At 68.3% G+C, this 25,418-nt stretch carries 25 protein-coding genes and 1 pseudogene; 9 read left to right on the forward strand and 17 right to left on the reverse strand.

Annotated features, from left to right (window positions below; all coding sequences use genetic code 11):
- Positions 1–130: 130 nt before the first annotated feature.
- Entirely contained in the window at positions 131–2,254 is a 2,124-nt protein-coding gene (locus FHR38_RS25895) for an ATP-binding SpoIIE family protein phosphatase (RefSeq protein ID WP_184537099.1), read from the reverse strand.
- A gap of 195 nt (positions 2,255–2,449) precedes the next feature.
- On the opposite strand from FHR38_RS25895, the gene FHR38_RS25900 reads away from it, so the two are divergent.
- Complete coding sequence (locus FHR38_RS25900; RefSeq protein WP_184537100.1) at positions 2,450–3,292, forward strand: mechanosensitive ion channel family protein; 843 nt, start codon at positions 2,450–2,452, stop codon at positions 3,290–3,292.
- Between the two features lie 152 nt (positions 3,293–3,444).
- On the opposite strand, the gene FHR38_RS25905 is transcribed toward FHR38_RS25900, so the two are convergent.
- A complete protein-coding gene (locus FHR38_RS25905) occupies positions 3,445–3,819 on the reverse strand; it encodes a DUF6401 family natural product biosynthesis protein (RefSeq protein ID WP_184537101.1) in 375 nt (124 codons plus the stop codon).
- 13 nt (positions 3,820–3,832) lie between these two features.
- A complete protein-coding gene (locus tag FHR38_RS25910; protein ID WP_184537102.1) occupies positions 3,833–4,045 on the reverse strand; it encodes a hypothetical protein in 213 nt (70 codons plus the stop codon).
- A 183-nt stretch (positions 4,046–4,228) separates the two neighbouring features.
- Between FHR38_RS25910 and FHR38_RS25915 the strand changes: the two genes are divergently transcribed.
- The gene (locus FHR38_RS25915) at positions 4,229–5,461 is read left to right on the forward strand and encodes an MFS transporter (protein ID WP_184537103.1); all 1,233 of its coding nucleotides are present in this window, start codon (positions 4,229–4,231) and stop codon (positions 5,459–5,461) included.
- Positions 5,462–5,492: 31 nt separating this feature from the next.
- On the opposite strand, the gene FHR38_RS25920 is transcribed toward FHR38_RS25915, so the two are convergent.
- From FHR38_RS25920 to FHR38_RS25935, 4 genes are all read right to left on the reverse strand, one after another.
- Positions 5,493–5,750, reverse strand: a complete 258-nt coding sequence (locus FHR38_RS25920) for a hypothetical protein (protein ID WP_184537104.1) — start codon at positions 5,748–5,750, stop codon at positions 5,493–5,495.
- 165 nt (positions 5,751–5,915) lie between these two features.
- Positions 5,916–6,374 (reverse strand): SRPBCC family protein, encoded by a 459-nt coding sequence (locus tag FHR38_RS25925; protein WP_184537105.1) that lies wholly within the window; start codon positions 6,372–6,374, stop codon positions 5,916–5,918.
- 78 nt (positions 6,375–6,452) lie between these two features.
- Positions 6,453–6,863 (reverse strand): DUF2795 domain-containing protein, encoded by a 411-nt coding sequence (locus tag FHR38_RS25930; protein WP_184537106.1) that lies wholly within the window; start codon positions 6,861–6,863, stop codon positions 6,453–6,455.
- 60 nt (positions 6,864–6,923) lie between these two features.
- Positions 6,924–7,913 carry a YihY/virulence factor BrkB family protein gene (locus FHR38_RS25935; RefSeq protein WP_184537107.1) on the reverse strand — a complete coding sequence of 330 codons (990 nt, stop codon included), beginning with the start codon at positions 7,911–7,913 and terminating at the stop codon, positions 6,924–6,926.
- A gap of 157 nt (positions 7,914–8,070) precedes the next feature.
- Between FHR38_RS25935 and FHR38_RS25940 the strand changes: the two genes are divergently transcribed.
- A complete protein-coding gene (locus tag FHR38_RS25940; RefSeq protein WP_184537109.1) occupies positions 8,071–8,475 on the forward strand; it encodes a ChaB family protein in 405 nt (134 codons plus the stop codon).
- A gap of 35 nt (positions 8,476–8,510) precedes the next feature.
- Here the strand turns inward: FHR38_RS25940 and FHR38_RS25945 are convergent, their stop codons facing one another.
- The 4 genes from FHR38_RS25945 to FHR38_RS25960 all read right to left on the reverse strand — a co-directional run bounded on the left by FHR38_RS25945 (position 8,511) and on the right by FHR38_RS25960 (position 13,564).
- Positions 8,511–9,950 carry an aldehyde dehydrogenase family protein gene (locus FHR38_RS25945; protein ID WP_184537110.1) on the reverse strand — a complete coding sequence of 480 codons (1,440 nt, stop codon included), beginning with the start codon at positions 9,948–9,950 and terminating at the stop codon, positions 8,511–8,513.
- An 88-nt stretch (positions 9,951–10,038) separates the two neighbouring features.
- Positions 10,039–11,667, reverse strand: a complete 1,629-nt coding sequence (locus tag FHR38_RS25950; protein ID WP_184537112.1) for a hypothetical protein — start codon at positions 11,665–11,667, stop codon at positions 10,039–10,041.
- A 2-nt stretch (positions 11,668–11,669) separates the two neighbouring features.
- Entirely contained in the window at positions 11,670–11,984 is a 315-nt protein-coding gene (locus tag FHR38_RS25955; protein WP_184537114.1) for a hypothetical protein, read from the reverse strand.
- A gap of 245 nt (positions 11,985–12,229) precedes the next feature.
- Positions 12,230–13,564 carry an FG-GAP-like repeat-containing protein gene (locus FHR38_RS25960; RefSeq protein WP_184537116.1) on the reverse strand — a complete coding sequence of 445 codons (1,335 nt, stop codon included), beginning with the start codon at positions 13,562–13,564 and terminating at the stop codon, positions 12,230–12,232.
- 810 nt (positions 13,565–14,374) lie between these two features.
- On the opposite strand from FHR38_RS25960, the gene FHR38_RS25965 reads away from it, so the two are divergent.
- Positions 14,375–14,878, forward strand: a complete 504-nt coding sequence (locus tag FHR38_RS25965; RefSeq protein WP_221449189.1) for a hypothetical protein — start codon at positions 14,375–14,377, stop codon at positions 14,876–14,878.
- A gap of 27 nt (positions 14,879–14,905) precedes the next feature.
- On the opposite strand, the gene FHR38_RS25970 is transcribed toward FHR38_RS25965, so the two are convergent.
- The gene (locus tag FHR38_RS25970; RefSeq protein ID WP_184537118.1) at positions 14,906–15,556 is read right to left on the reverse strand and encodes a response regulator; all 651 of its coding nucleotides are present in this window, start codon (positions 15,554–15,556) and stop codon (positions 14,906–14,908) included.
- Positions 15,553–16,704, reverse strand: a complete 1,152-nt coding sequence (locus FHR38_RS25975; protein WP_312882410.1) for a sensor histidine kinase — start codon at positions 16,702–16,704, stop codon at positions 15,553–15,555. The genes FHR38_RS25970 and FHR38_RS25975 overlap by 4 nt, the downstream gene beginning before the upstream one ends.
- A 131-nt stretch (positions 16,705–16,835) precedes the next feature.
- Here FHR38_RS25975 and FHR38_RS25980 point away from each other — a divergent pair, with 131 nt between their 5' ends.
- Both FHR38_RS25980 and FHR38_RS25985 read left to right on the forward strand, forming a co-directional pair.
- Positions 16,836–17,306, forward strand: a complete 471-nt coding sequence (locus tag FHR38_RS25980; RefSeq protein WP_184537120.1) for a hypothetical protein — start codon at positions 16,836–16,838, stop codon at positions 17,304–17,306.
- A 6-nt stretch (positions 17,307–17,312) separates the two neighbouring features.
- Positions 17,313–18,398 (forward strand): alpha/beta hydrolase, encoded by a 1,086-nt coding sequence (locus FHR38_RS25985; protein WP_184537122.1) that lies wholly within the window; start codon positions 17,313–17,315, stop codon positions 18,396–18,398.
- A 324-nt stretch (positions 18,399–18,722) separates the two neighbouring features.
- Here the strand turns inward: FHR38_RS25985 and FHR38_RS25990 are convergent, their stop codons facing one another.
- Positions 18,723–20,459 carry a transposase gene (locus tag FHR38_RS25990; protein WP_184534137.1) on the reverse strand — a complete coding sequence of 579 codons (1,737 nt, stop codon included), beginning with the start codon at positions 20,457–20,459 and terminating at the stop codon, positions 18,723–18,725.
- Positions 20,460–20,564: 105 nt separating this feature from the next.
- On the opposite strand from FHR38_RS25990, the gene FHR38_RS25995 reads away from it, so the two are divergent.
- On the forward strand, positions 20,565–20,747 hold the full coding sequence (locus FHR38_RS25995) for a hypothetical protein (protein ID WP_184537124.1): 183 nt from the start codon (positions 20,565–20,567) through the stop codon (positions 20,745–20,747).
- A gap of 50 nt (positions 20,748–20,797) precedes the next feature.
- On the opposite strand, the gene FHR38_RS26000 is transcribed toward FHR38_RS25995, so the two are convergent.
- Positions 20,798–23,128, reverse strand: a complete 2,331-nt coding sequence (locus FHR38_RS26000) for a hypothetical protein (protein ID WP_184537126.1) — start codon at positions 23,126–23,128, stop codon at positions 20,798–20,800.
- Positions 23,125–23,403 carry a hypothetical protein gene (locus FHR38_RS26005; protein ID WP_312882411.1) on the reverse strand — a complete coding sequence of 93 codons (279 nt, stop codon included), beginning with the start codon at positions 23,401–23,403 and terminating at the stop codon, positions 23,125–23,127. The genes FHR38_RS26000 and FHR38_RS26005 overlap by 4 nt, the downstream gene beginning before the upstream one ends.
- A gap of 313 nt (positions 23,404–23,716) precedes the next feature.
- Between FHR38_RS26005 and FHR38_RS26010 the strand changes: the two genes are divergently transcribed.
- Together FHR38_RS26010 and FHR38_RS26015 are read left to right on the forward strand one after the other, a co-directional pair.
- Positions 23,717–23,983 (forward strand): winged helix-turn-helix domain-containing protein, encoded by a 267-nt coding sequence (locus FHR38_RS26010; RefSeq protein WP_184537128.1) that lies wholly within the window; start codon positions 23,717–23,719, stop codon positions 23,981–23,983.
- Positions 23,984–24,305: 322 nt separating this feature from the next.
- On the forward strand, positions 24,306–24,506 hold the full coding sequence (locus FHR38_RS26015; protein WP_184537130.1) for a DUF397 domain-containing protein: 201 nt from the start codon (positions 24,306–24,308) through the stop codon (positions 24,504–24,506).
- Between the two features lie 191 nt (positions 24,507–24,697).
- On the opposite strand, the pseudogene FHR38_RS33740 reads toward FHR38_RS26015, so the two are convergent.
- Positions 24,698–25,411, reverse strand: a pseudogene (locus FHR38_RS33740) (sensor histidine kinase); the annotation flags it as partial.
- Positions 25,412–25,418: the final 7 nt, after the last annotated feature.

Below are 25,418 nucleotides of genomic sequence, written 5' to 3' on the forward strand. Positions count from 1 at the left end.
TGCCTCCTTCGTCAACAAGCTGGATTCCCCACCCCGGCCCCGCGGTAACCCCTGCCGCTTCGGCAACCCACCCCGCTCGCAGGTCAGGAAGGCCCCTTCTTGTCGCTTTCTGCCTCGGAAGGAGCCCTTCCTAACCGGGAAGCAGCATCTCGAACCAGACCGTCGACCCCCGCACCGTCGGATCCGTACCCCATGCGTCGCTGAGCTGTTCGATCAGCCCAAGTCCCCGTCCCCGACTGCTGAGCGTGTCGGTACGTGCCCGGGTCACCGTTCCCCGGGTGCCGCTGTCCGCCACCGACACCAGCAACCGCTCCGAACTCAGGTCGATCTCCACCCGGGCCGCCGTACCGGCGTGCAGAAGGGCGTTCGTGGCCAACTCGCTCGCACACAGCACCGCCGCGCCGATCATCGGCTCGGGCACCTGCCAGGCGGTGAGCTGGGCGGTCATCCAGCGCCGGACCCGACCCGGCGCGGTCGGCTCCGCCGGTACCGCCATCGACGCCGACCGACTGGGGGTCCGCGCGTGCTCCACCGCGAGCACCGCCACATCGTCCTCCGTCGTACCGGGCACCGCCGAGGTGGCCACCGCGCAGAGCGTACGAGGATCACCGCCGGTCGCTGTCGCGAGCGCCGTGGACAACCGCCGCAGCCCGTCGGACAGGTCCCGGTGTCGACGTTCGACCACGCCGTCACTGAAGAGCAGGAGGGTGTCACCGGGCAGGAAGTCGACGGTACTGGTGGTTCGTCGACCGTCCAGACCCAACGGCACACCGGGCGGTACCGACACGTACGTGGCGGCCGGCCGTTCGCCAGGCTTGCCCCGACGGAGCAGCGGGGCGGGATGCCCGGCACTGGCCAGGGTCAGCTCATTGGTCGCGGGATCGATGACGCCGTACACCACGGTCACGAAGAGTTCGTCGCTGTGCGCCTCGGCACCCAGACTCGTCACCAACCGGTCGAGCCCACGCAGGACGATCGCCGGGTCCGGCTCGCCGAGGGCGAGGGCTCGCAACGCGGCCCGTACCTGCCCCATCAGGGCGGCGGCCCGTACGTCGTGTCCGGCCACGTCGCCGAGGACCACGGCGAGCCGACCGTCCGGCAACGTGAACGCGTCGTAGAAGTCGCCGCCGGCCGCGTTGCCGTCCACGCCGGGGGCGTAGCGGGCCGCCATCCGTAGTCGGGGCAGCTCCGGCAGGTTCTCCGGCAGCATGCTGCGTTGGAGGAGTTGCGCCGTGCCGTGCTGGGTCTCGAAGCGTCGGGCCCGCTCGGCGGCCTGTGCCACCAGCTCTGCCCAGGCCGAGAGCAGTGCCCGTTCGGCCGGCAGCCAGGGGTACGGGGTCTGGTAGCCGAGGGTGAGTGCGCCGTGCAACGAGGCGGTACGCAGCGGCAGCGTGGCGAGTGCCCGTACCTTCTCGTCGTGCCGGTCGGTTGCGGTGTCCCGCAGCGGCTGCCCGTCACTGGTATAGACGGGTACGCCGTCGCGGGCGGCCACGATCAGCGGGGCGGGGGAGTCCGTCGGGTGACGCCGCCACAGTGGTGGCAGACGCTCATCGGCCTCGTCGAGTACGTCGCCACGAACCCGTCGGACCAGCCGCCAGCCCATGCCGTCGTCGACGCCGAACGCGACCTGGTCGGCGTTGAAGGAGTTGACGGCGTGGCGTAGCGCCACCCGGGCGACGTCGTCGAGGGTCACGGTGCCGGCCAAGGCCGTGCTCAGCTCGCTCAGGCTCTGTAGCTGCTGGGTCATCTGCGTCGTTTCGGCGGCCACGGTCAGGACACCGATGACGCGGCCAGCGTCGTCCCGTACGGCGCAGTGTCCCCGTACGAAGATCGCCTGATCGGCCCGGCCGGCGGTAGCGCGGAGCGGTAGCGAGGTTTCCCGTTCCAGGAAGGGTTCCCCGGTGCGGTAGACCCGCTGGATGATGTCGCCGACCGCCCGCGCTCGCCACGTCTCGGCGAAGATCTGCGCGGCGGGCTGCGCGAACGCGGCCGGGTGTCGGGAACCGAGCAGCTCGGCGCAGCAGTCGTTGTAGATCAGTGTCAGGTCGTCGCCGTAGGCGAGTGCCATCGCCACCGGCGACGAGAGTACGAGGTCGACGACGGCTCGCAGGGTGGGATCCCACAACTTTCGGGGGCCGAGGGGGGTTTCCGACCATCGATAATCGTCATCCAGTGGGTTTGGGTCACCCGGCGACGAGGAGCTGCCGGACGGCCCGATGGGTGTTGCGGGGCCTCGCCCCACCGTGCCTGGCATGTCAGCAGCCTAACTGGCGGGATGATGGGCGATGTTGATCAATGACCGGATCGCCCCTGATCGCCCCGGCCGACACGTGTCTGGGATCGGGTGCTCGGTTTTGGACGGCAGCATTTTCGGGCCGCGACGCCGGTTGATTCCGTTGCGGAGGGGTATGCGGCGCCGGTTGGGTCAAAGTGTCATAGGGGGACGACCATGCCCGGAACTCTCGCGGTCAGGCAGGCCGACATCGGGAGCACGCTGATGGACATGTGGCGGACGGTGCTGCTGTTCGTTCCACGGGCGATCGCGTTCGTCGCGATCCTGATCGTCGGATGGATAGTCGCACGCTTCGTGCTGAAGATCGTGGACAAGGCGCTGGAACGGGTCGGGTTCGATCGTGCCGTGCAGCGGGGCGGTGTCGGGCGGGCCATGGAACGCACCCGGTACGACGCCAGCGACATCCTTGCCAAGCTCGCCTACTACGCGATCCTGCTGTTCACCCTGCAGTTCGCCTTCGGCATCTGGGGGCCAAACGCGATCAGTGACCTGATCCGAGGCGTGGTGTCCTGGTTGCCCCGTGCCTTTGTCGCCATCGTGATCGTGGTCGTGGCCGCCGCCATCGCCAGCGCGGTACGGGATCTCATCACCGGCGCGTTGGGTGGGCTCACCTACGGCCGACTCCTGGCGAACCTGGCATCGGTCTTCATCATCGCGCTCGGTGTGATCGCCGCCCTCAACCAGGTGGGCATCGCGACCACGGTCACCACACCGGTTCTCATCGCGGTGCTCGCCACCGTAGCCGGGATCCTCATCGTCGGGGTCGGCGGTGGGCTGGTCCGGCCGATGCAGCAGCGCTGGGAGGGCTGGTTGCAGCGGGCTGCCAACGAGTCGCAGACGATCCGGGAACGCAACCAGGCGTACTCGGCCGGCCGTGGGGATGTCGAACGTCAAATGGCTGACCGTCCGACCCAGGTGCTGCCGCGCGCCGAGGAACCCGCACGGATGCCCGGCGGCGGGGGTGCCCGACACGACCAGCCGGGCACCGGAAACCGCTGATCAGACGACAGTGGGCCCGAGCGTCGATCTGTGAACGGTAGCCCGAGCAGGCGATCTGCGAACGGTAACCCAAGCCCGAGCATCGATCTGCCGATGGTGTGCCGATGCCCTCGATCCAGTGGATCGAGGGCATCGGCATGCAATGCGAGATCTCAGTGGCGTCCGACGCGGGCCACAGCGCCAGACCGCTGGGCCAGATCGCAGACCGCCAGTAGTCGCAGCAGCATCCAGTCGGCGTCGGCCCATTCGATCGGTTCGACCGGCAGGTGCCAGCCGTTGTCGGCGGCAGCCTCCCGTACGCCTTCGGCGTAGCCGGCCAGCCGCACCGCGCCGATCGGTCGCCGGTCGCCATCGAGACTGTCCCGAATGCTGGCGGCGTGCTGGTCGAGGGTGGCTTGTAGGCCCGGCCGGCGTGCTGCGGCGGAGAGCCCGGGGGTGCCCACCGAGGCCATCAGGTCGGTGAGCGCGGCCCGGGCCGACTTGTCGGCGGTACGACGGGCGGCCTCGCCACTGAACGGTCGATTCATGCCAGGCGGCGGTCTATTCGGCGGAACGCGCGTCGGCCGGGCGGCGGCGACGAGCGTCGTCGGCGATGATGACGGTCGCCACCATCAACGCCACGCAGACGCTGAAGAACCACGAGTCGTCACTGAGCAGTCGGGCGGAGACGGGGGCCTGGAGCGCGGTCAACACGAAGCCGAGCCAGGCCCAGCGGCGCTGACGCGCGGAGAGGAAGCCGGAAGCCTGATGCATTCCGAAAGTCTGCCTCCGGATTCGGTGGGTTGCCGTCAGCCGATCGGACGAACCTGACTGCTCTGTCCGGGTTGGTAGCGCTAAGCGGCAAGTGAGAGCCCTCACGGCACTGTGCCGCTGATAGTGGCGGACAGCACCATCAGCATTGGCAGGCCACTGGTTGGTCCGGAAGGATCAACGATCATGCACACCCGGCAGCCTCGTTTCTCCCTGCTCCTCCTGGCGTACCTGGCCTTTGTCAGCCTCGGCCTTCCGGACGGCCTGATCGGCGTCGGCTGGCCATCGATCCGGTCGGACTTCGCTGTGCCCACCGAGGCGGTCGGCCTACTACTCGCCGCCAGTACCACCGGCTATCTGACCTCCAGCATCGCCGCGGGTTTCAGCATCGCCCGGCTGGGGGTGGGCTGGCTGCTGGCCGGCAGCACCGCGGTGGCCAGCCTTGCCCTGACCGGGTACGCCCTGACCCCTGGACTCCTCGTCATGATCGGCTTCGCCGTGCTGTTGGGGCTGGGCAGCGGCGCGATCGACTCGGGCCTCAACGCCTACGCCGCCAGTGCCTTTGGCCCCCGGCACATGAACTGGCTGCACGCGTTCTTCGGGCTCGGCGTCGCGGTCGGACCACTGATCATGACCTCGGCGATCAGCACCGGTCTCACCTGGCGGTGGGGATACGGCTTGGTGGCCGTCGCCCAGGTGGCGTTGGCGCTGGCCTTCGTGTTCACCGTACGAGCCTGGACGGCCGGCCGGCGTCGAACGCTGCCAGCAGAGGTGCCCTCCGGCGCAGCTTCCGCACCGCGGGCCCGGGACACCCTGCGGCTACCCGCGGTCTGGTTCGGGGTGCTGGCCTTCGCCGCGTACGTCTCGATCGAACTGGGTGCCGGACTCTGGGGGTTCCTGCTGCTCACCGAGGGTCGGGGGATGGGGGCAACGGCAGCTGGGCTCTGCGTGTCGGGATACTACGGCAGCCTCTTCCTCGGCCGGGTCGTCCAGGGTCTGGTGGCCGAGCGGGTGGGCAGCACACAGGTGCTCTGGTGGAGCCTGCTCGGGATCGCCTTCGGCGCGGTGCTCGTCGCGCTGCCCGGACCCGGCTGGCTCGCCGTCGTCGGTCTGGCCGTCGTCGGCTTCGGGGCCGCGCCGGTGTTTCCGCTGCTCACCCTGACCACCGTTGAGCGGGTGGGGGCAGGGCACGCCGACCGGGCTATCGGGCTTCAGATCGGGGTCGCCGGTGCCGCCGGTGCGCTCGTACCGGGCGGGATCGGGGTGTTGATCAGCCGGGTGGACGTCGAGGTGTTGGGGCCGGCCCTGCTGGCACTGTCCCTACTGCTCCTGCTCGCCGTCTACGCCGCGTCGAATCAGCGGGCCCGTCCCGAGGTGGCTGTGGTAACCGAGCGATCCGGCGTGCGCAACCCCACGTAGCCAACAGGGTCGGCGGACAGACCCGGAGCCCTCAGTGGGGGCCTGTGCGGCCCGTGGTCGAGGGCCGGTACGCCCGCTGGTCGTCGGTCATCTCTCGGCCCTTGGCGGTCCGGTCCGGTCGTTCGTCGGCGGCTTCCGGGCCGTGACCGAATGCGGACTCTGCCCCGGCGTCGTTGCCCGTGGCGTCGTCGACTTCGCCGTCCGCCGCCGGGCTGGCCATCGCGCGTTCCAGTTCGCTGAGCGGGAGTCGTTCCTCGTCGCGCCACACCGCGCCATCGTTGTCGGTCATACCTACTGCGGTACCCGGACAGTATGCCGGCAAACTGCGGCAAACAGACCGGTGGCCGGCGGAGAAAGTCTCCGCCGGCCACCGGCGTGCTGTCGGCTCGGGCTGCGGTCGATGCTGCTGGCTCGACCTTGTCGCAGGTCAATGCTGCTTCGACCTTGTCGCAGGTCAGTGATGCTGCTCGACCTTGCCGCGCCAGGCGCCGGTCTCGGTGCCGCGACCCTCGATGAACTCCTTGAACCGCATCAGGTCGGCCTTGGCCCGACGGTCCACGAGACCGAGCTTGTCGCCGGCCTTCTCCGCCATACCGTGCGGTTCCATCTCCATCTGCACGGTGACCCGGGTGTGGTTGTCGTCGAGCCGGTGGAAGGTGACCACCCCGGCGTTGTTCGTGCCGTCGGTGGAGGTCCAGGCCACCCGCTCGTCCGGGATCTGTTCGGTGATTCGCGCGTCGAACTCACGCTTGACGCCAGCGATCTCCACCTTCCAGTGCGTCATGGTGTCGGAAATCTGCTGGATCTCCTCGACCCCCTCCATGAACTGGGGGAACTCCTCGAACTGGGTCCACTGGTCGTACGCGGTACGCACCGGCACCGCAACGTCCACAGATTCGGTTACCCCACTCATTGGTTCCTCCTTCGTCCGCCGGCCCGACCGGGGTGACCGGACCGGCCTTGGTTGGTTGTTACCCCCGTGGCGGCGTCCCTACCAGCGCTGGGTTTCGTTTTCGTGGCCCAGCGCAGCCCAGACCTCGGAGACCGTCTGGTACTCGACGCCCGAGGGGAGGCGAGCGAGTTCGGCGAGGAGGTCCTCGGGAGCTTCGTTCTCCTGCGCGTTACGCCACAGGCTCTCCCGGTCTCCAGGCAACGCGGAGAGGCTGATGAACCGCCCCAGCCGACTGCGCTGCTCGACCTCCAGCGGGGTCATGCCCCACGGGGCGCCACTGCGGGTCTCGGTGTTGAGGACGGTGGTTGCGTCCGGTTGGTCCTCGCCGGCCGGTTCAGGTTGGCGCCACTCCTGGGCTCGCGAGCCGGTGGTGCCCTGCACCGTACCGCTGACCTCCCGGCTCATCTCGTCATCGAGCCTCGGTCCGTGCTTGCTGTTACCCCGTTCCATGTCTATTGCCCTACCCTCCGGTAGTCCGGGTAAACACCTCTCCGGTCCGACGCGCCCGGTTCAGGACGCGGGTGGTTCCTTTGCCTCCTTCGGTTGCAGCACAGGTTCCGTCGGGTCCTCGGCGCCGGCCTGGATGGCTCGCCCCCGTTGCAGCTCGGCGTTGATTTCGACGCCCAACAACAGGGCGCAGCAGGACAGATAGAGCCAGACCAGGAAGACGATGATGGCGGCGAGGCTGCCGTACGTCACGTCGTAGGAGGCGAAGTTCGCTACGTACAGGCCGAAGCCGTACGAGACGACCCCCCAGGAGATTAGGGCCACCAGACCGCCGACGGTGAGCCACCGGAACCGGGGCTGCCGGACGTTGGGCGCGATCCAGAACAGCAGCGAGAGCAGCAGCATCATGATGGCCACCAGCAGCGGCCACTTGGCGACCGTCCACGCCATCCGAGGCGCGTCGCCGAGGGAGAGGGCATCGCCTACCGCGTTGGTGACCGGCCCGCTGACGATCAGCAGGGTGGCCACCACCGCCATCAGGATCAGGCCGACGGCGGTCATGCCGAGCTGGAGCGGACGCAACTTGTAGAACGGCCGCCCCTCCTTGATGCCGTAGATCGCGTTGGAGGCCCGAGTGAACGCTCCGACGAATCCGGACGCGGACCACAGGGCACCGATGAGACCAAAGCTGAGCAGTACCTTCGCCGAACTCTGCTGGGTCACCACCTCCTTGATGGCGCTGGTGAAGCCCTCACTCGCCACCACGGAACCGGCACCGATGTCCCGGCCCAGGTCGATGATGGTGTCGATCGTCTGTTCCCCGTTGGAGACCAGACCGACCAGTGCCACGACCACGATGGCGGAGGGAAACAGCGCCAGTACCCCGTAGTAGGTGAGCGCGGCGGCCCAGTCGGCACAGTTGTCGTCGGAGAAACCCTTCACGCTGCGGACCAGCACGCCACGCCAGGTGGACCAGCGCAACTGCCGTAACCGGCGAGGAAGGTGCTGCCGCCATGTCTCGTCCGCAGTGTCCGGATCTGCCTCGTGTGCCATTTCCGCTCCCCTCGCCGCTGCGGGGGTGTGACCCGCGAGACCGCCGTACCCCAGGGATGAACCGGACAAACGCCCTGCTACCGGTTTGCCGGTGGCGGCTGAGGGAACGGGTCAAGACAGGACCGATGCAGTCGGCACGGAAACGGAGGAGATGAACATGCCTGGTCGCGAGTCACTACCGAGCACCGTGCAGCGCTCCCCGAAGAAGGCCCAGGACACCTGGGTCAAGACACACGACTCGGCCGTCGAGACCTACGGCGAGGGGGAACGGTCGCACCGGACCGCCTTCGCGTCGTTGAAGCACTCGTTCGAGAAGGTCGGCGACCACTGGGAGCCGAAGGGACGCAAGGGGCCCAGCGACGCCCAGGCGGCCGGCGGTGGTCCGGCTCGTCGGGCGCCCACCGCTGGTGGTGTGGACGCCAACGCCAGCAAGGACCATCTGATGGACATCGCCAAGAAGCTGGACGTCAAGGGACGCTCTCGAATGAACAAGTCCGAGTTGGTCAGCGCGATCGAGAAGGCCAACACGCGGGCCACCGCGAAGGCGCGCGGGCGGCGCTGACCCGACGGGTACGGCCCACCGCCGGTCGGGCGCTGTCACCAGTGCCCGACCGGGCCGCCCGGGGCACCGAGGTGCACCACCTTCGCGACGGTCAGTTCGTCGAGCAGTTCGGGGCCGTACCCGAATCCCTGGCCGCTGCCTCGGCGCGGCTGCGCGGCACCGCCGGGAGCCCCACCGAAGACTGCGTTGATCTTCACCGTGCCGACCGGCAACTCTCGCCAGGCCCGCTGGGCGTTGCTCATCGATCCGGTGAGTACGGTCGCCGCCAGCCCGTACGTCGACCGCGCCGCTCGGGACAGCGCCTCGTCGAAGGAGGCCACGGTCAGCACCGGGGCGACCGGACCGAACGTCTCCTCCCGCATCACCGTCATGCCGTCGGAGCAGTCGGCGAGCACCGTGGGCGGGTAGAAGGCTCCCGGTCCCTCCGGAACCGTCCCGCCGCAGCGCAGCCGTGCGCCATCCTCCACCGCCGCCCGGACCTGGGCCGCCACGTGTTGCCGGTGCCGCCGGTCGACCAACGGTCCGAGGTCGGTCGCCGGGTCCCGACCCGATCCCATCCGCATCGCCTCGGCCCGCCGGACCAGTGCGCCAAGAAACGGCTCGGCCACCGCCCGGTGTACGTAGATCCGTTCGACCGAGACGCAGAGCTGCCCCGAGTTGGCGAACGCGCCCAGCGCGGCCTGTTCCGCCGCCCACTCCGGGTCGACATCGGCGTCCACGATCATCGGGTCACTGCCGCCGTTCTCCAACACCGCCTTGGCGTACGTCCGGACACACGCGGCGGCGATGGCCCGGCCGGTGGGGGTGGAGCCGACATGGGCCACCACGTCCACCTCCTGGGCGGCGAGCTGCGCCCCTACCCGGCCGTCCCCGGTGAGCAGGGTCAGCACGCCGGGTGGCAGGTGTTCGTCCAGCACCCGGGCCAGCAGCCAACCGGTGGCCGGAGTGCGCTCGCTGGGCTTGTAGACGACGACGTTGCCGGTGACCAGGGCCGCGCCGAGCAGGCCACAGGAGACCGCCACCGGATCGTTCCAGGGCGTGATCACCGCAACCACCCCCCGGGGCTGTACGGCCATCAGGTCGATCGCCTCCGGGGCGCCGGCCAGGGCCCGGCCCCGATGCAGTGGCCCCAACTCGGCGTACTGTCGAAGCGTCCCGACGGCGGCCTCGACACTGGCCCGGGCCGTCCCGATCGGCCGCCCCATCTCGGCGGTCTGCACCGTGGCGAGCTGGTCGATCGCGGCCTCCACGGCGTTCGCCGCCCGGTGCAGGAGTGCGCCGCGCTCGGCCGCCGCAGTGCCGGCCCAGCTCGGGGCGATCGCGCGGGCGGCCTTGACCGCCGCCGCCACGGCCGCCTCGCTGGCTATCGGGGCCCGGCTGACCGGGGAGTCGTCCGCGGGATCGACCACCACGAACTGGCCCGCGTCCCCGTCCGCGCCCCACGTGCCGCCGATGAGCTGCCGCACCTCGTACATGAGGCCCTGGATGCCCCGGTCTGGCCGGAACAAACACCATTGCGCCCGGTGGTGGGGCCCCGGATGCGGCAGGGCCCGGGGCGAGCCTTTACGCCGAAGCGGTCGCCTTGGCGGTGTCCTTCGGCAGCACCACACTCGAGACGGCCGACTTCTTGTCGTCGCCCATGCAGCCGTTGAGGAAGTCGTCCTCCTTGACCCGTACGACCTTGCCTTCCGGGTTGTCGAAGATGAGCTCGTCGCCGTCGCGCCCGATCAGCAGCATCCACTCCTGGGAATCGCCTTCGCCGATCCGCACCGGAACGCTGTGCCCCTTGTCGACTGCGGCCACCGAATCCTTGAGGGCGGTCTTCACCGAGTCGTTGTCGCTGCGGTCGACCTCGCGTGCTCCGTACGTGGTGCCGAGTTCGGACGAGTGCTTGTTGAGCCCGTTGGCCATGCCTTCTGGGTTCTCGGTTGCCATGTCCGACCAGTAGGGGTTGGCCCGAGCACTGATCCCCCCGGTTGGGTCGCCGTCCGGCTGCTGCGACTGGTCCGAGGTGTTGCCGGTGGTGTTGCCGTTCTGACCGGTGGTGTTGCCAGTGTCGTTGCCGCTCTTGCCGGTGTTGTTCGGATCCTGCCCGGACGGGTCGGAGCCACCCGGTTGGGAACTCGACGGGCTTGACGAGCCAGCGGGATTCTGACCGCCTTGCGGGGTCTGCTGGCCCTGGTCGTTGGCGTTCTGGTTGGTCGCGTTCGGATCGGTAGCGTTCTGGTTCTGGTTGTTGTTCTGGTTGTTGTTGTTCTGGTTGTCGGAGGTTGGCTTGGCGACCGGCGTGATGAGGTTCGGTTGATTGGCGAGCCACTCCGGCGACTTGTTCTTGATCTGTTCGGCGAACTTCCCGACCGCGTCCAGGCTGTAACCGTTCGCCAATGCCTTGAGCAGGTAGGCCTGGTGCTCCGGTGTGGGTGCGGCGGACAGCAGGGCGCTGAGGCGCGCGTTCTCCTCCGGAGACAGGTTCTTGCGCAGATCGGCTGCTTTCTTGGCCTCGTCCTCGGTGAGGATGGTCTTGAACTTGCCGCCCTTCGTCGCGGTTGCCAGCAGCACCGCGTTCACCGCGCCCATGCCCTCGAACCGTTGTGCGACGGCACGCCGCTGCACTTCCTTGAGTTCCTTGATGAGCTTGTCGTTAGCCTTGAGACTGTTCCGGTAGACCTGCTGGTTGAGCTCGAAGAGGCGGAGTGCCCGTTCGGCCAGGTCCTTCAACTTTTCCCGGCTGTCGGCGGCTGCCGTCTCGTTGTACACGTTGACGAGCCGGTTGTAGCGGCGCTCATGCTGACCGGCGAGTTCCCGTACCTGCTCCGCGTGTTCGCGCAGCGCTTTCGCCGCCATTCTCATCGCCGGCTGGGTGCGGTCCATGAGCTTGCCGGTGGCGCTGACCACCTCGCGAGCCGACAACCCGGCCGAGCTCTCCCACAGTTCGGGCAACCGCTTCCGGGCGATCACTTCGACATTGTCCACGAGTTTCTCGACCTGCCCGCCGAGCCGACCGAAGGCATCCGCGAGGTCGTCCAGCTGCTTGGGGCGACCCGGCGGACGAACCAGCATCCCTAGAACGGTGTAGATGCTGGTCAGCATCGCGTTCCGTCTGGCGGTCAGGTTCGGCCTGGCGGCCTTGAGTTCGGTGGACTGGGCTTCGATGCCCTTGATGATTTCCTCGAGCTGGGCCTCGGTCGCCACGGCTACGACAACTCCCGACCAAGGGCCCGGGTGGCCGCGTTCTCGGTGTCGTCGTAGGAGTTGGCGGCACGCTGTAGGCCGTCGTGCACCAGCGAGAGTGCTTCCATGTAGACGCCGATTTCGTCGAACCACGCATCCTGCATGCTGACGTACGCCTGGTTAGCCTCGCGTAGGCCGATCGCCTGCTGTGGCTCGTTGGTGTCGCCAGCCCAGGCACTGCGGGCCTGGTCGAGTTCGCTCGTGACATCGTTCGCCTGCGAGATGGTCTTACGCAGCTCCGGCAGGCTCAGGGAGACACTGTCACCGCCCTGTGGCATCGGCCGCGGTGAAACATCGGTCGGCTGCGCACCGGTTCCGGGATCCGGCGTGCGCGCCTGTCGCGTTTGGACTGACTCCACGTTGGCACGGTAGCGCACCCGGCCCTGCTCGGGTAGTACGGCGGTCACGGATGTTTGGCGCACTGTGCTACCTCGCGGCGGCGGCTCGATGCGTGGTTCGACCGGCACGGGTGGCTCGGGTCGGGAGTCTGCCCCGACCCGAGCCGATGTGGGCACGTGCCGCGTCAGGGGGCCAGGCGGTAGTCGTTCCAGCCGGGGCCGAGAGGGTACGCCTTGCTGGAGTTGAGCCACCCAGCTCCGGTGCCGGGGTAGCACCAGAGGGTGCCGTCGGTGTTGCGGGCGAGGATGTCGTCGTTGCCGTCACGGGTGAGGTCACCGATGCCGACGAGTTCGGTGAAGCCGTTCCAGCCGCCGCCAAGGGAATATGCCTTGGTGGAGTCGAGCCACCCACTACTGCTACCGGGATAGAACATGAGCGTTCCGTCGGCATCCTTGCGGGCGGCGACGTCGACGTGCCCGTCACCATTGAGGTCGCCGACGCCGATGACGAAGCTCATGGCGTCCCAGCCGGCACCGAGCGAGCGGGCCTTGGTGGAATCGAGCCACCCAGCGCCGGTTCCGGGATAGAACCAGAGGGTGCCATTGGTGCGGCGGGCGAGCAGGTCGTTGGTGCCGTCGCCGTTGAAGTCCCCGACCCCCGAGATTCGGTCCATGTCGTTCCAGCCGCCGCTACCCAGGGGGTACGCCCTGGTGGAGTCGAGCCAGCCGGTGCCGTTGCCGGGATAGAGCCAGAGGCTTCCGTCGGCGTCCTTCCGGGCGATGACGTCGGTGTGCCCGTCGCTGTTGAGATCGGTGGTGGTGATCAGACCCATGGCGTCCCAGCCGGCACCGAGTGATCGGGCCTTGGTGGAGTCGAGCCAACCATTGCCGCCGGGGTAGTGCATGAGTTGGTGGTCTGCCCGGACCGCGAGGACGTCGGGTGTGCCGTCTCCGGAGAGGTCGTGCCGTGTGGTGGCCCGCCCGCAGTTCTCACTGGTGATATAGCTGCGTGCTGGCAAGTCGACGTAGGTGAAGGACACGCCGTTGAAGACGGCTGGCTGTCGTACGCCGTCGAGCCGTTCCTCGAAGTGGAGGTGGTACGACCCGGGCGATCCCACGTCGCTGACCCGGCCGACCTGGTCTCCCATGTTCACCCTGGTGCCGGTCGGCGCCAGGCTGCTGACCTCCATGTGCAGGTATCGGGTCGACCAGCCGGCACCGTGGTCGACGATGACATAGGAGACGCCGTCGTTGTAGACGCCGGAGCCGGTGACCGTACCGGATGCGGCGGCGAGCACCGGTTTGCCCCGGTCGTCTGCCCCGGCACCGTAGTTGAAGTCGATGGCCCAGCCGTGCCCGGAGCGGGTGTTGCCACCCCAGGTTTCGCCACAGGGGAACGGTGCCTGGAAACCGGGGCGTGCGGCCTGGGCCGGGGACGCGGTGACGACTCCGACCAATGACGTGCTCGCCAGAATCATTGCCGCGCCGAGCGCGACCTTCCGGAGAAGGTGGATTCGCATCGCTGCTCCTCTCGTTGGGGACTCGGGAAGGCGGCGGCTCCGGCTCCGGCTCCGGCGTTGCCACGGGAAGGGGCCGGCGGAAGCGCCTCCGCCGGCCCCAATGCTCAAGCTGAACGATGATCGCGAATACGTAGATCTGTGGGATGTCGTGTTGTCGTCTCTGCTCGCCGCTACCCCCGGATCGAGGTCCGAGCAGGATCTGCTCGCCGCCCACCGCCCTGGGTGGTGGTTCAGTCCTTCAGGCGGATCGTGACGGTGGCGGTGTCCGTACGACCGTCCTGACTGAGTCGATAGACGAAACTGTCGGTGAGTCCGTGTGCGGCATCGCGGATGTAGACGATTTCGTACCGGGGGTCGTGGTTGCTGAGGTGGCCGTACCGGGGCGGGTCGACGATGGTGTCGTTGCCGTAGAGGGATGAACGGGACGATCGGGCGCAGCCAAAGGCCTTCCGGCGGACCTCGCCGCCTGCGCCGACTCGGTCAACTGCCCGGGACGTTAACTGTCACAACGCTGAGAGATCGCCATCTGCCCGTGATCTGACAGATACGTTCGGTGATTGACTGTCCGGCTGGTTTCGCGTTGCACCGCCCCGTGCTCCTCGTTGGAAACCGCGAGGTTCGTGGCCATTGCGGTGACACCGGGAACTAGCCGCCGGTAACGTGATGATCGCGCGAAGTGCTCCTCGTTCGAGGGGCGGTGGTGACCCTCGTCAGCTGTCTGTCGCGATGGGGTGAAGTGTGCCGCGGACCTAGTCCAGGCCCGGCCAACACGCGTCGAACATCTACCCGAAGCCGGGATTCGGAGGTCCCATGTCGTTGATTCGTCGTATCCTCAGCCGCCGGACTCTCGCCGCGCTCGGTGCTGCGCTTCCCGCGTCCCTCGGGGTCCTCGCCGACGCCAGCCCAGCGCACGCGATCAGCCATACCGAGGCCACGTCCCAACTCCAGGCCGCCGGCATTCCCTGGACCTCCACCGGAGGCTGCAACGACCAGGAACTGTCGATCTGCACCTCGTTCGAGAGGATCCGACCGGCCGTGATCGCCGGCATCATCACGTTCCAGCAGGCCAGTGGGTGTGCGGTCGCCATCACGGGAGCCACTGAAACCGGCCACCCGGGCCTCGGCTACAGCCACTCCAACGGCTACAAGGTGGACATCAGACTGAGCGCCTGCGTGCAGGACTACATCGCGGCCAACTACACCTACCTCGGCTACATTGCCGGCTTCGGCCACCAGTACGAGTCCCCGGCGGGCAACCTCTACACCAGAGAGAGCAGCCACTGGGACATCCTCTACTACACCTGCGGCTGCTGACCCGGCCGCGAAGCCCACGACGGGCCGCTAGATGAGCCCGGCCTCCTGGGCGAGGAGAGCGATCTGGGTGCGGTTGGTCAGGTCGAGCTTGGTCAGGATGTTCGAGACGTGGGCCTTGGCGGTGGTCAGGCTCATCGCCAGCTCGGTGGCGATGTCGGCGTTGGAGTGGCCCCGGGCGATGGCGATGACGACATCGCGTTCGCGCGGAGTCAGGGCGGCGAGCGTGGCGCGTGCTCGTTCGTACGACGCTGCGCCGGAGGCCACGTGTTGCATGAGCCGGCGGGTCACGGCTGGGGACAGGAACGGCTCACCGGCTGACGCCGCCTGGACCGCCTGAACGATCCTGGCCGGTGGGGTGTCCTTGAGAAGGAACCCGCTGGCACCTACCCGCAGGGCTCGGATGATGTGGTCGTCGGTGTCGAACGTGGTCATCACGATGACCTCCGGTGGCCGAGGACGGCGACGAATACGTTCGGTCGCGGCGATGCCGTTCATACCGGGCATCCGGATGTCCATGAGTACGACGTCGGGGGCGTGCCGGTCGACCGCCGCCATCGCCTGCGTGCCGTCCACCGCCTCGCCGACGACCGTGATGCCGTTCGCGCCGTCGAGCATCATCGCGAGCGCACCACGGACGAGCGGATCGTCGTCGACGATCAGGACCCGGATCGTTGTCATGCCGGCCACGGTAGCCAGGCGGAGAGTCGGAACTGCCCGGCGGCGTCGATCTCGTGCTCCAGCCCACCAGCGGATAGCGCCACCCGTTCCGCCAGACCGATCAGCCCGGTGCCCGATCCCGGGACCGAGGGGCTGCCGGCGACGGTCTGGTTGCGTACCTCAATGGTCAGGCGCGAGCCGGGACCACCGGTGAGCCGGAGGTGCACCGCTTGCCCGGGGGCGTGCTTGCGGGCGTTGGTGAGCGCCTCCTGGACGATGCGGTACGCGGTGCGACCGATCTGCTGCGGTGGCTCAGTTGCGGGAAGGGGGTTGTCGACCTGGACGGGTTGGCCGGCGGCGCGTGCCTCCCCGATCAGCCGGGGCAGGTCGCCAAGCGACTTCATCGCCGGAAGGTCGGCATCAGCGTCGTCGGCGTCGTCACTGCGCAGGAGCGTGATCACCTCGCGGAGTTCCACCAGCGCCTGGTGTGCGCTGTCCCGAATGACGGTGGCGGCTGCGGCAAGCTGTTGTGGTGCGGCGTCGGGGCGGTATTCGATCGCCCCCGCGTAGGTGGCGAGCAGCGACAGCCGGTGCGCGAGCACGTCGTGCATCTCGCGGGCGATCCGGGCCCGTTCGGCCTGCCGGGCCTCGGCGACCTTGTGCTGCTGGTCCTGCTCGGCCCGGCGGGCCCGCTCGCGTAGCGCCGCCAGCAGCTTGCGCCGGGCCTGCGCCCACGTGCCCCAGCCCAGTAGCGCCGCGTACGCCGCCGTCATGAGCAGTAGCCACCACCGGTAGGGCAGGCCAGCCGGTGGCCGCCAGAGGCCCTGGACGGCCTGCCCCGCCACACCGGCCGCGGCGACCAGTGCCGCCTGGGGAAACGGCCGCACCCGTGCGGTCTGCAGCGCGGCAAAACTCGCGACCGGTGTGGCCACCGGGGACACCGCCGCAAGCAGACCGGCCACGACACCGCCCGCGATCGGCTGCCGCACGATCCACGCGGTCACCACCAGGGACAACGCGGCAGTCACCAGATCAAGCCCGACGAGCGTGGGCGACTCCGAACGGGTCGTCGTCCACACCATCAGACCCACGAGTACGCCGATCGCCACCATCGATATCGCCGTCGCGGCGACCCTCGACCGCATGTTCGTCCAGCTCACCGCGTTCACCGCCGGAGGCTACCGAGCGGCCGGAGGGTGCGACCACCTACTAAAGGAGGGGCCGTCGGTTCTTCCGGGAGGAGCCGGCGGCGCTCGGCGACGGATGTGGGCGGACCCGGACCACCGGCATGCTTCGGCCCATGACACAGCAAATGAGCGGGATGTTCGTACAACACCGACAGGGCTCGCTTGCCTTCGGAGCGGCAACGTTGCGGACGGGATGGACGTGGCGGCGGGCCGAGATCCGGATCGGCGAGCGGGTCTGGACCGTCGGGCCGACCGACCGGCACCGCATCGGTGTCACCGCCCACGCGGGCGACAGTCCGGCCGTACGGCTGCACCCGCAGCAGTCGCACGTGCCGGGCCCCGGCGGGCCGGTCCGCTGGCATCCCGGACACCGCGGCGGCGAGTTGACCCGCGACGGCTGCCGGATCCGGTTGCGGATACCAGCCCGTCCCCGGGGGGCGATCCACGTCGACGTGACCGGCGATTGGCCCGACCTCGACCTGGTTGTGCTCACCGCCGTCTTCGCGTTGATGTCCCGACGCCGGCACCGGACCCTGAGGATCGTGGCGATCGTCGGAGCCACCGGCCATGGCCCGGTGGGGTGAACCACGATGCCCTGGGGTTACCTGACCTCCGTCACCCTGCCGGCGGTGTGCGTCCTGGCGGTGTTCGCCGCGCGTCGCGCACCGCGACCACTGGCAACCATCTTCTTCTACCTCGGGTTCATCAACGAGCTTCCGATCTTTGCCGCCTATTTTCTGATCGGCTCCGCCGCGCTGGCAGCCGGGCAAGGTGACCTGGACACCAGCGTCGGTTGGCTCGCGCTCGCGATCAGCCTCCCTACGCTGCTCGGGCTCGCCGTCCTCGTCGCCAGGGCGCTGCGGACCGGTCGCGTCCTGACCCGTGCGCTGACCGAGCAGTGGGGTCCGCTCCCTACCCGAGCCCGGACCCGCGTTTCCGTGCTGCGGATGCTGCTGTGGCCGAACCTGCGCCGCCGGTTCGACGTGCAGCGGACTGCCAACGTCCGGTATGGCGACGCCCACCTCCACACCCTCGACCTCTACCGCCGCCGGCACGCTGGTGCGGGAAACCGGCCGGTCTTCATCCATCTGCATGGCGGCGGGTTCGTCGGTGGCCGCAAGAACCAGGAGTCCCTGCCGTTGATCTACCAGCTGGCCCGGTCCGGCTGGTGGTGCGTCAGCGCCAACTATCGGCTCAGCCCCGCCGCCAGCCGCGACGACCAGGTCACCGACGTCAGGGAGATCATTGCCTGGGTACGTGCGCACGCACACCGGTATGGTGCCGACCCGAACAGGATCGTCCTTGCCGGCGGCTCGGCCGGTGCCCATCTCGCCGCGCGGGCGGTCCTCCCGGAGGCGAGTCCCGGCCTCAAGGCCGTCGTCATGCTCTACGGCGGCTACCCCGACCTCGCCGCGATCGACGTCTCACCCGGCACGCCACCGTTTCTGATCATGCACGGTACGCACGACACCCTCATGCCGGTCGAGGTCGCCCGCCAGTTCGTCGCGCGGTTGCGTACCCGCTCGCCCAGCCCGGTCGTCTACGCGGAACTACCCGGCGCTGGACACACCTTCGACATCTTCCACTCCCCGCGCTCCAAGGCGATCGTCGAAGCCACCCAGGCATTCCTCGACGACGTCGTCCGAGGAGCGGCGCCCGGCTCGTCTAGGTACTGACTCGCGGATCTTGGTGGTTGGGAAGGCGCGTAGCCAGTCGAGGGCCGCGCCCAGGTCCAGGGGCGGCCTGGAGATGTGCGCCACTTGTCCTAGCTGGTCGCCAGGCCAGAACGATCCGGCGGGGGTTAATCCAGCAGATCCTGATGATCATGCCCGCCAGGGGGTGACTGCTCCACTGCTTTGTGAACATCTGTTGCTGTCAGGCGGGCTGTTGCGAAATGAAGTTGGGGGGTGTTAGCGGGTGCTGGTGGTATTCGGGGTTTGATGTTGTTGGGGCCTGTGGGGTGTGGCCGGCGGGTTGGGGTGGTTCGTGGACTGGCTGCGCTATGCCTTGCCGGGTAGGAGATGGCCGGTGGTGCGGAGGGTGTGTACCAGCCGGTTGATGTTGTAGGTGGCGCAGATGAACTTCCATTCGGCGGTAGCACGGTCCAGACCGCGGCGGGTGAGGGTGCGGATGCCTGTGTTGTGTTTGATGTGGCCGTGGGGGGTCTCGGCGATGTGTCCGCGTTGGCGGTAGGTGGCGATGCCTTCGGGGGTGCGTAACCGCTGGGCCATCTGCTGGACCGGATCGGTGTGGTGGGGCTGGTCGGGATCCGGTGGCGGGTCGGCGGGTTGGGTACGGGCCGATTTCTCCACGTCGTGGCTTTTGCCGGTGGCGATGAGCCGGTCGGGTCCGGCGGCGGTGAGATTCTCCTCGGACAGGTAGCCGGCGTCCATGACCATTGTGCCGATCCCGTTCGGGTGGCGCGGACAGGATCGGCGGGTCGCACCGGTGGCCGGCGAGGCGGTTGGTGTTGGCGGTGAGTCCTGGCTGTCTTTTGGTGGGCAGGTGCAGGTCAGTTGCGCTGCTTCGGCCTGGTCGCGATGGGCACCGGTGATGAGGTTGGCGGCGTCTTCGGCGGCGGCCATCATCGGCTTTGCCTGTTCAACATCACCGGTGTCCTGGGTCAGTTCGGTGGCGATGATCAGATGGTCGGCCGAGACCACGTTTTGCGGGTTGTAGCCCTGGATGAACCCGGACTTGGTCGGCATGAGCCGACTGTCCGGGTCGGTGACGTTACGCACCCGCGGCCGTTGATCGGCCACCTGGCGTTCCCGCTCGGCCGCCCGCGCCAGCGCCTTGTCCAACCACGTACGCGCCCGCACGACCGCGAAGTGTTCATCGACCGGGCGGGGCCGCGCACCGACCAGCCCGCTACCCGTCGCGGCGATCTTGTCGGCGTTGCGCTGCTCCCACTCGGCGATCGTGGCTTGCCGAGCGGCGATGGCCTGTTCCAGCCGTAGCCTGGCCGAGGCAACCTCCGCGTTGACCGGCACGTTACCGCGGATACGCTCACCGCGACGTTGACGCTGCAGATACTGATCCGCCTTAGCCCCAGCCTCGGCCTGTCCGGCGGTCCGCTCGGCCTCCAGCTCGGCCAATGCCCGCCGCAGCCGCGGCCCACGACAGCGCTCATCGGCCAACTCCTCGGGCAGCTGGTCACCGCCGCAGGCGCCGCCGAACAGCGCATCCTCGGCCGTGTCCGTGGCCCGGTGCTCGGCCACCGCCTCGGCGGCCACCTCGGCCAACTCGGCGCGAATCCGTTCCTCGCTGCGGTTGGCCTTCATCGACGCGTTCGCGCCGATCTTCATCCCATCCAGCGTGATCGTCTCCAGCCGCCCCATCCCCGCCTTCGCGCACAGCAGCAGCACCTCGGCGAACAAGTTCTCCACCAACTGCGGGGCCATGTCAGCGAACCGCCAGATCGTCGTGTGATCCGGCACGTCCTGCGCGCAGATCACCCGGAACCCCACGTCCTCCCAGCACAGCCGCTCAATCCGCCGTGACGAGCGGATCCCCCGCGCGTAGGCATAGAACAACAATGTCAGCATCATGTCCGGGTCGAAGCCCGCCCGACCCACCCCACCCGTGCGACACCGGGCATGTATCTGCGTGGTGTCCAACAGCCGCACCGCCTCGATCAGCACCCACACCGGATGATCAGCCCGCAGCCACTGCCGCATATCCGGCGGCATCAGAAACTGTTGATCACGATCAACGGGTCGGTACCCCTTTGCCATACCACCATTCTATCTAAATATGCACAAAAAGGAGATCAACCGCCCCCAACTTCATTTCGCAACAGCCCGCAGGGCAGCAACAGATGTTCACAAACCCTGGCCATCATGACCGCCAACCAGCTCGACCTGACCGTTTCGCGGACCCAACCCGCAGATCACGAGGACGCCTCGGACCGAACCGGACTGATACGCGACCGGGCCGGACTGATACGCGACCGGGCCGGGCTAATACGCGACCGGGCCGGGCTGATACGGCCGGGCCAGCAGGCTCGGAGCTGGTCGGCCTGACGAGGTGGCGTGCTCGCCCGTCAGATAGTTCGTGATCCGCAGGACACGGCCTAGCCCGGTGCGAGACCGATCGCGGCGAGGGCGATCGGGACGGTACGGGCGCTGACCAGGTGCCGCAGGCTGTCCCGGTGCTCGTGGACGTAGAGGTGGCAGCCGGTGTGGTGGTATCGGATGCTCACCGGCTGCCCGGCGTGGTGGTGTGCGAGCCGCCGGATCAGCGGCACCAGGTCCTCGACCAGCGGGGCGGGTTCCGGGGTCTGCGGCACGCGGATGCCCTGCCTCGGGTCGGCCGGTACGGCGTCGGCCAACGCGTTCTCCAGGTATTCGAGGAAGTACGCGGAGGCGGCCTCCGGGCTGGACTGATAGGGCTGCAGTGCGGGGTCGAGTGGCTGCCCCGGCGGGATCATCGCGATGTTCCAGCTCTCCCCGTGGATCAGGCGCGGGTCGTGCTCGTTGAGCCGATGGTCGGTCAGGGTGACCACGAGGGTCTGGTGCAGGCCGAGGGCGAGCCGGATCAGCTTGGTGATCCGTACGGCCGCCGGTGGCGAGATGTCGATCAGCAGTCGACCGGCCGGATGCTGACCGCTGGCGTCGGCGATGTACCGGGCGTACGGGTCGACGCCGAGATGGTCGACGGTGACCGTACCGTCGAGGAGGTCCTGCTCGACGCGATGGTCGCCGTCAAGATAGGTGAGATCGGCCGGTCGGGCGTCCAGGACCCGCGCCCAGTGCCCGAGCTGATATTGCGCCGGCAACTGCCGGACCGGTTTACCGCCCGGCTGGGTGGCGACCTGCGGTGCGTCGTTCAGGTCGACGTCGGCCTGCGGTGCGTCGTTCAGGTCGACGTCGGCCTGCGGTGCGTCGTTCAGGTCGACGTCGGCCTGCGGTGCGTCGTTCAGGTCGACGTCGGCCTGCGGTGCGTCGTTCAGGTCGACGTCGACCTGCGGTGCGTCGTTCAGGTCGACGTCGGCCTGCGGCGCGTTGTTTAGGTCGACGTCGGCCTGCGGCGCGTCGACAGACCTTTCCGGGGGCAGCCAGTTGAGGTGCAGCGTGGTGTCGGCGAGGTCGGTCAGGGTGACCACCATTCCCCGGTAGACCCGGCCGCTGTCCCGGCAGGCGTGGCACGCGCCCGTCTCGGCAGCGACCCCGGCCCCGTCACACCCTGGGCAGGCCGGATCGGGTGGGCGGTTGCCGAGCGTGCAGAGGCAGATGCGTAGCCGATGCTGCGGGTCGCAGGCCGGACACGGGTCGTAGGGGATCGGATCACCGTGCCAGGCCGGGGCCGGCGGCTCCCAGGTGCGGGACAGGACGATCTTCGTCTCCCGCACGACCTGGCCGGTGCTCTGCTCGGTCAGCACCTCGACCTGATCCTCGACCTGGAGCCGGGTGTGTTGCCAGCGGCCGTCGCGCCAGATCGCCTGTGCCCCATGCGCCGCCCCGCCGACACCCTCCAGGTCGGCGTACACCCGTCGCTCGACCTGATCCACGTCGATCACCGGCGGTCCCGACCGGTGTGGCCGGTGTGGCCGCAGGAAGTGTGGGGGAGCGGTCAACGACCGCTCGACCAGGTTGAACATCGCGTCCTGCGCGGTGGTGGCCGCGACCGCCGCCGGCAGGTCCTCGGCCCAGCTCCGCTGCCTGCTGGGCACCCCGCCGCCCGGGAGCTCATACCGGATGTCCCAGTTCAATCCGCGGCCATTTGGCTTGCGGACACGTAACCCCTGGCCACGGCGGCGGACCTCGACCACCAGGTCCAGACACCAGAGGTCCGCGAGGTGGCAGAGCCAGCCCAACTCGGCGTCCAGGTTTCGCTCCGGGGAGGGCTCTGTGCGGGCGAACCAGAGTCGCCACGGATGCCAGCAGTGGCGGGTGATAGCCGCCGCCTCCAACTGCCACCGGTCGGCGGCCGGTAGGGTCGGCTGCCAATCGGTGGGCAGCAGGATCGGGAGCGGGTCAGCGGAACCACCCGGCGGGAAGGCGTCCCACCACTCGCCCGCCCCCACCTCGGCGGCCAGGGCGGCGACGACGGGAGAGAGGGCCAGCTCCCACCGCCCGCCGGCGTTGCGCCGGGGTTCCACCCCACCGGGTACGACGTTGAGCGAGCGCACCGCGCCGGTGTCCAGGTTGGCCACGGTGAGTACGAGCTGGGCCCGGCGTCGCCCGGTCCGGCGGCACTGGTCGCAGTCGTGGCCCACGTAGCCGCTGCCCTTGCACAGCTCACAGTCCTGATAGGCGCGGCCGTCCGCGCTGTGCCGGTCGCTGGTCGCGTCGACGAGGAACCGGTTGCCCCAGCGTACGCACTGGCACAGCACCAGCTTGCGGCCCTGGCCCTCACAGTGGTCGCAGGACACGACCGGTGGCGAGAACATCTCCAGGGTCACGCGCGCAGCCCACCTCGGGGCTGGCACGACCCGTCGTGACCGGCCCGGCGCTCGCAGCGTCGCCCGTTGGCGACCAGCAGGTCGCAGAAGATCCGATGGTGCTGGTTCTGCTCGCCCTCGTAGGTGAGGGTGGCCTCGCCGCCGTCCAGCTCGTCCAGGAACGCCAGGGACCGTACCAGGGTCCTGGTGAAGATCAGTGCCGAACTCAGGTCGCGTGCCGTGAACGGCAGATGTGCCACGTACCGCGTCGACTCGACCTTTCGTATCTCACTCACCGGATCAGACCGTCCTTTCCGCAGCTCATGGGGGTTGAAGGGGCGGCTCGGCACCCTGCCGCAGGGGCCGAGCCGCCCACGCTGCCAGCAGAGGGACCCGGAGGGATCGGGATTGGCAGCGCACAGCAACGAACGGGGCCGGGACGGGCAGCTCGTATGGGTCGCCCGCCCCGACCGGAGGTGAACACCCCAAGTGCCATGCAAGGAGTGCTCGCGAACCAACTTAGGCGGCCTACGCGCCTAAGTCAACGAATTCTTGTCGAGAACTTGCTCTTCGTGATCAAATCGGAGGTGCCATGCAAGGGGAGTCCATATGCCTACACAGCCGGACTATGTTCGGATTTCAGATGCCTACGCGGCGGCCATCGTCGCGGGGACGCTGAAACCTGGAGACAAGCTCCCGTCAATCGCTGAGATGACGGAGCGCTACAAGGTCGGCGCGACCACCATCAAGATGGTGCTGGTACGCCTCGAAGCGCGTCGCCTCGTGCGTCGTCATCAAGGGAAGGGCACGTTTGTAGAGCCCCGCGACAGATGGTTGCTACCCGACGACGAAGACGAACCCATGATCGAGATTTGACCTTTTGCTGTGGTCTTAAGCCCTTCATGCGCCTGAGAGCATTTCGGCAACAACGACGGAGGATGTGCGGTCGTCATACTCGCTGCGGTAGCACTGTCAAGCGTGCTTGCTACAGGGTGGATTCTGATCAGCTAACGCGATAGTGGTGACCGCATCCAGCAGGGAGCATGTCCCGGGGCGTGCACTCGGCCTGCCTGCCGCATCTCAACAAGCCGTCGGTGGGTGTACGCGTACGAGCTTGCCTGGGACGATCTGGGTAGCCGCGCCCTCGACGAGGACGTGTCGCGAAAGCGGATCACCGAGGCACTGGAGGGATTCGACAATGGCTGACCTGACCAGCGCTGTCTGGCGCAAGAGCACCCGCAGTGGCAATGGAGGCAACTGTGTCGAGGTGGCGGACAACCTGCCCGACGTGATCGCCGTCCGGGACAGCAAGGACCCGCACGGTCCCGCCCTGACCTTCGCCGCCCGCCCGTGGGCGGCGTTCGTCACCGGGCTTCGCGACAGCGGGACCAGCCGATAGCCAGCGCAAACCGGGGGAGCAGTCGGCGGAAGTCCGCCGTACTGCTCCCCGGTAGACGTTGAGTGGCCGCTCCAGGCAGCGCGGCCCCGACACTGACGGCCAACCTGTGTGGGTTGGGTCTACCTGGCCTCCTTCAGGGTCTCCGTGGCGTCGCTCGAAGCCTGTCCAGGGACTTGCGCCCGACCTCTCGCGGCGTGCACCGGGGCGGTTGCTACCCCGGGGGTCTGCGACGTGCGGTCAGGCGGCCGACGTTGGTCGATGATTGCGGTGGCCGGCAACAACACGTCGGCGATGGTGCCGCCCTCGGCGGCTGTGCGGAGTTCCACCTTGACCCTGTGGCGAGCCGCTAGCCGAGCCACGACCAGAAGCCCAATCATTCGATGTTCTGCCACCCGGAAGTCAGGCGGCGCGGCAAGTCGATTGTTGATTTCAGCTAGCTGTGTCGGCCCTATACCGATGCCGCGATCGATGATCTCGATCGCTACTCCGCTACGAAGTCGGCGGGCCCGCACGGTAACCGGGTAGTTCGGTGGCGAAAACGCGGTCGCATTCTCGAACAGCTCGGCGATCAAGCATACGAGTCCGTTGACGGCGTGCGCGGCGATCTCGATGTCAGGGTCGATCTTGTCAAGATTGATCCGCGTATACTGCTCGATTTCGCTCTGGGCGGCACGTAGCACATGATGAAGGGCTGCGTGCTGGCGCACCACGACGTCGGAGTCCGCGTCGGCCAGTATCAGGAGGTTGTCGTTGTTGCGGCGCATGCGGGAGGCGAGATGGTCGAGCTCGAACAGTTCGACCAGACGGTCCGGGTCCTCTGTGTCGCGTTCCAGCCGGTCTAGTTTTACGAGCAGTCGGTGCACCAGATACTGCGATCTACGGGCCAGATTGGCCAGGAGCACAGCGGGCGCA

This window comes from Micromonospora polyrhachis, assembly GCF_014203835.1.
Classification (GTDB): Bacteria; Actinomycetota; Actinomycetes; order Mycobacteriales; family Micromonosporaceae; genus Micromonospora_H; species Micromonospora_H polyrhachis.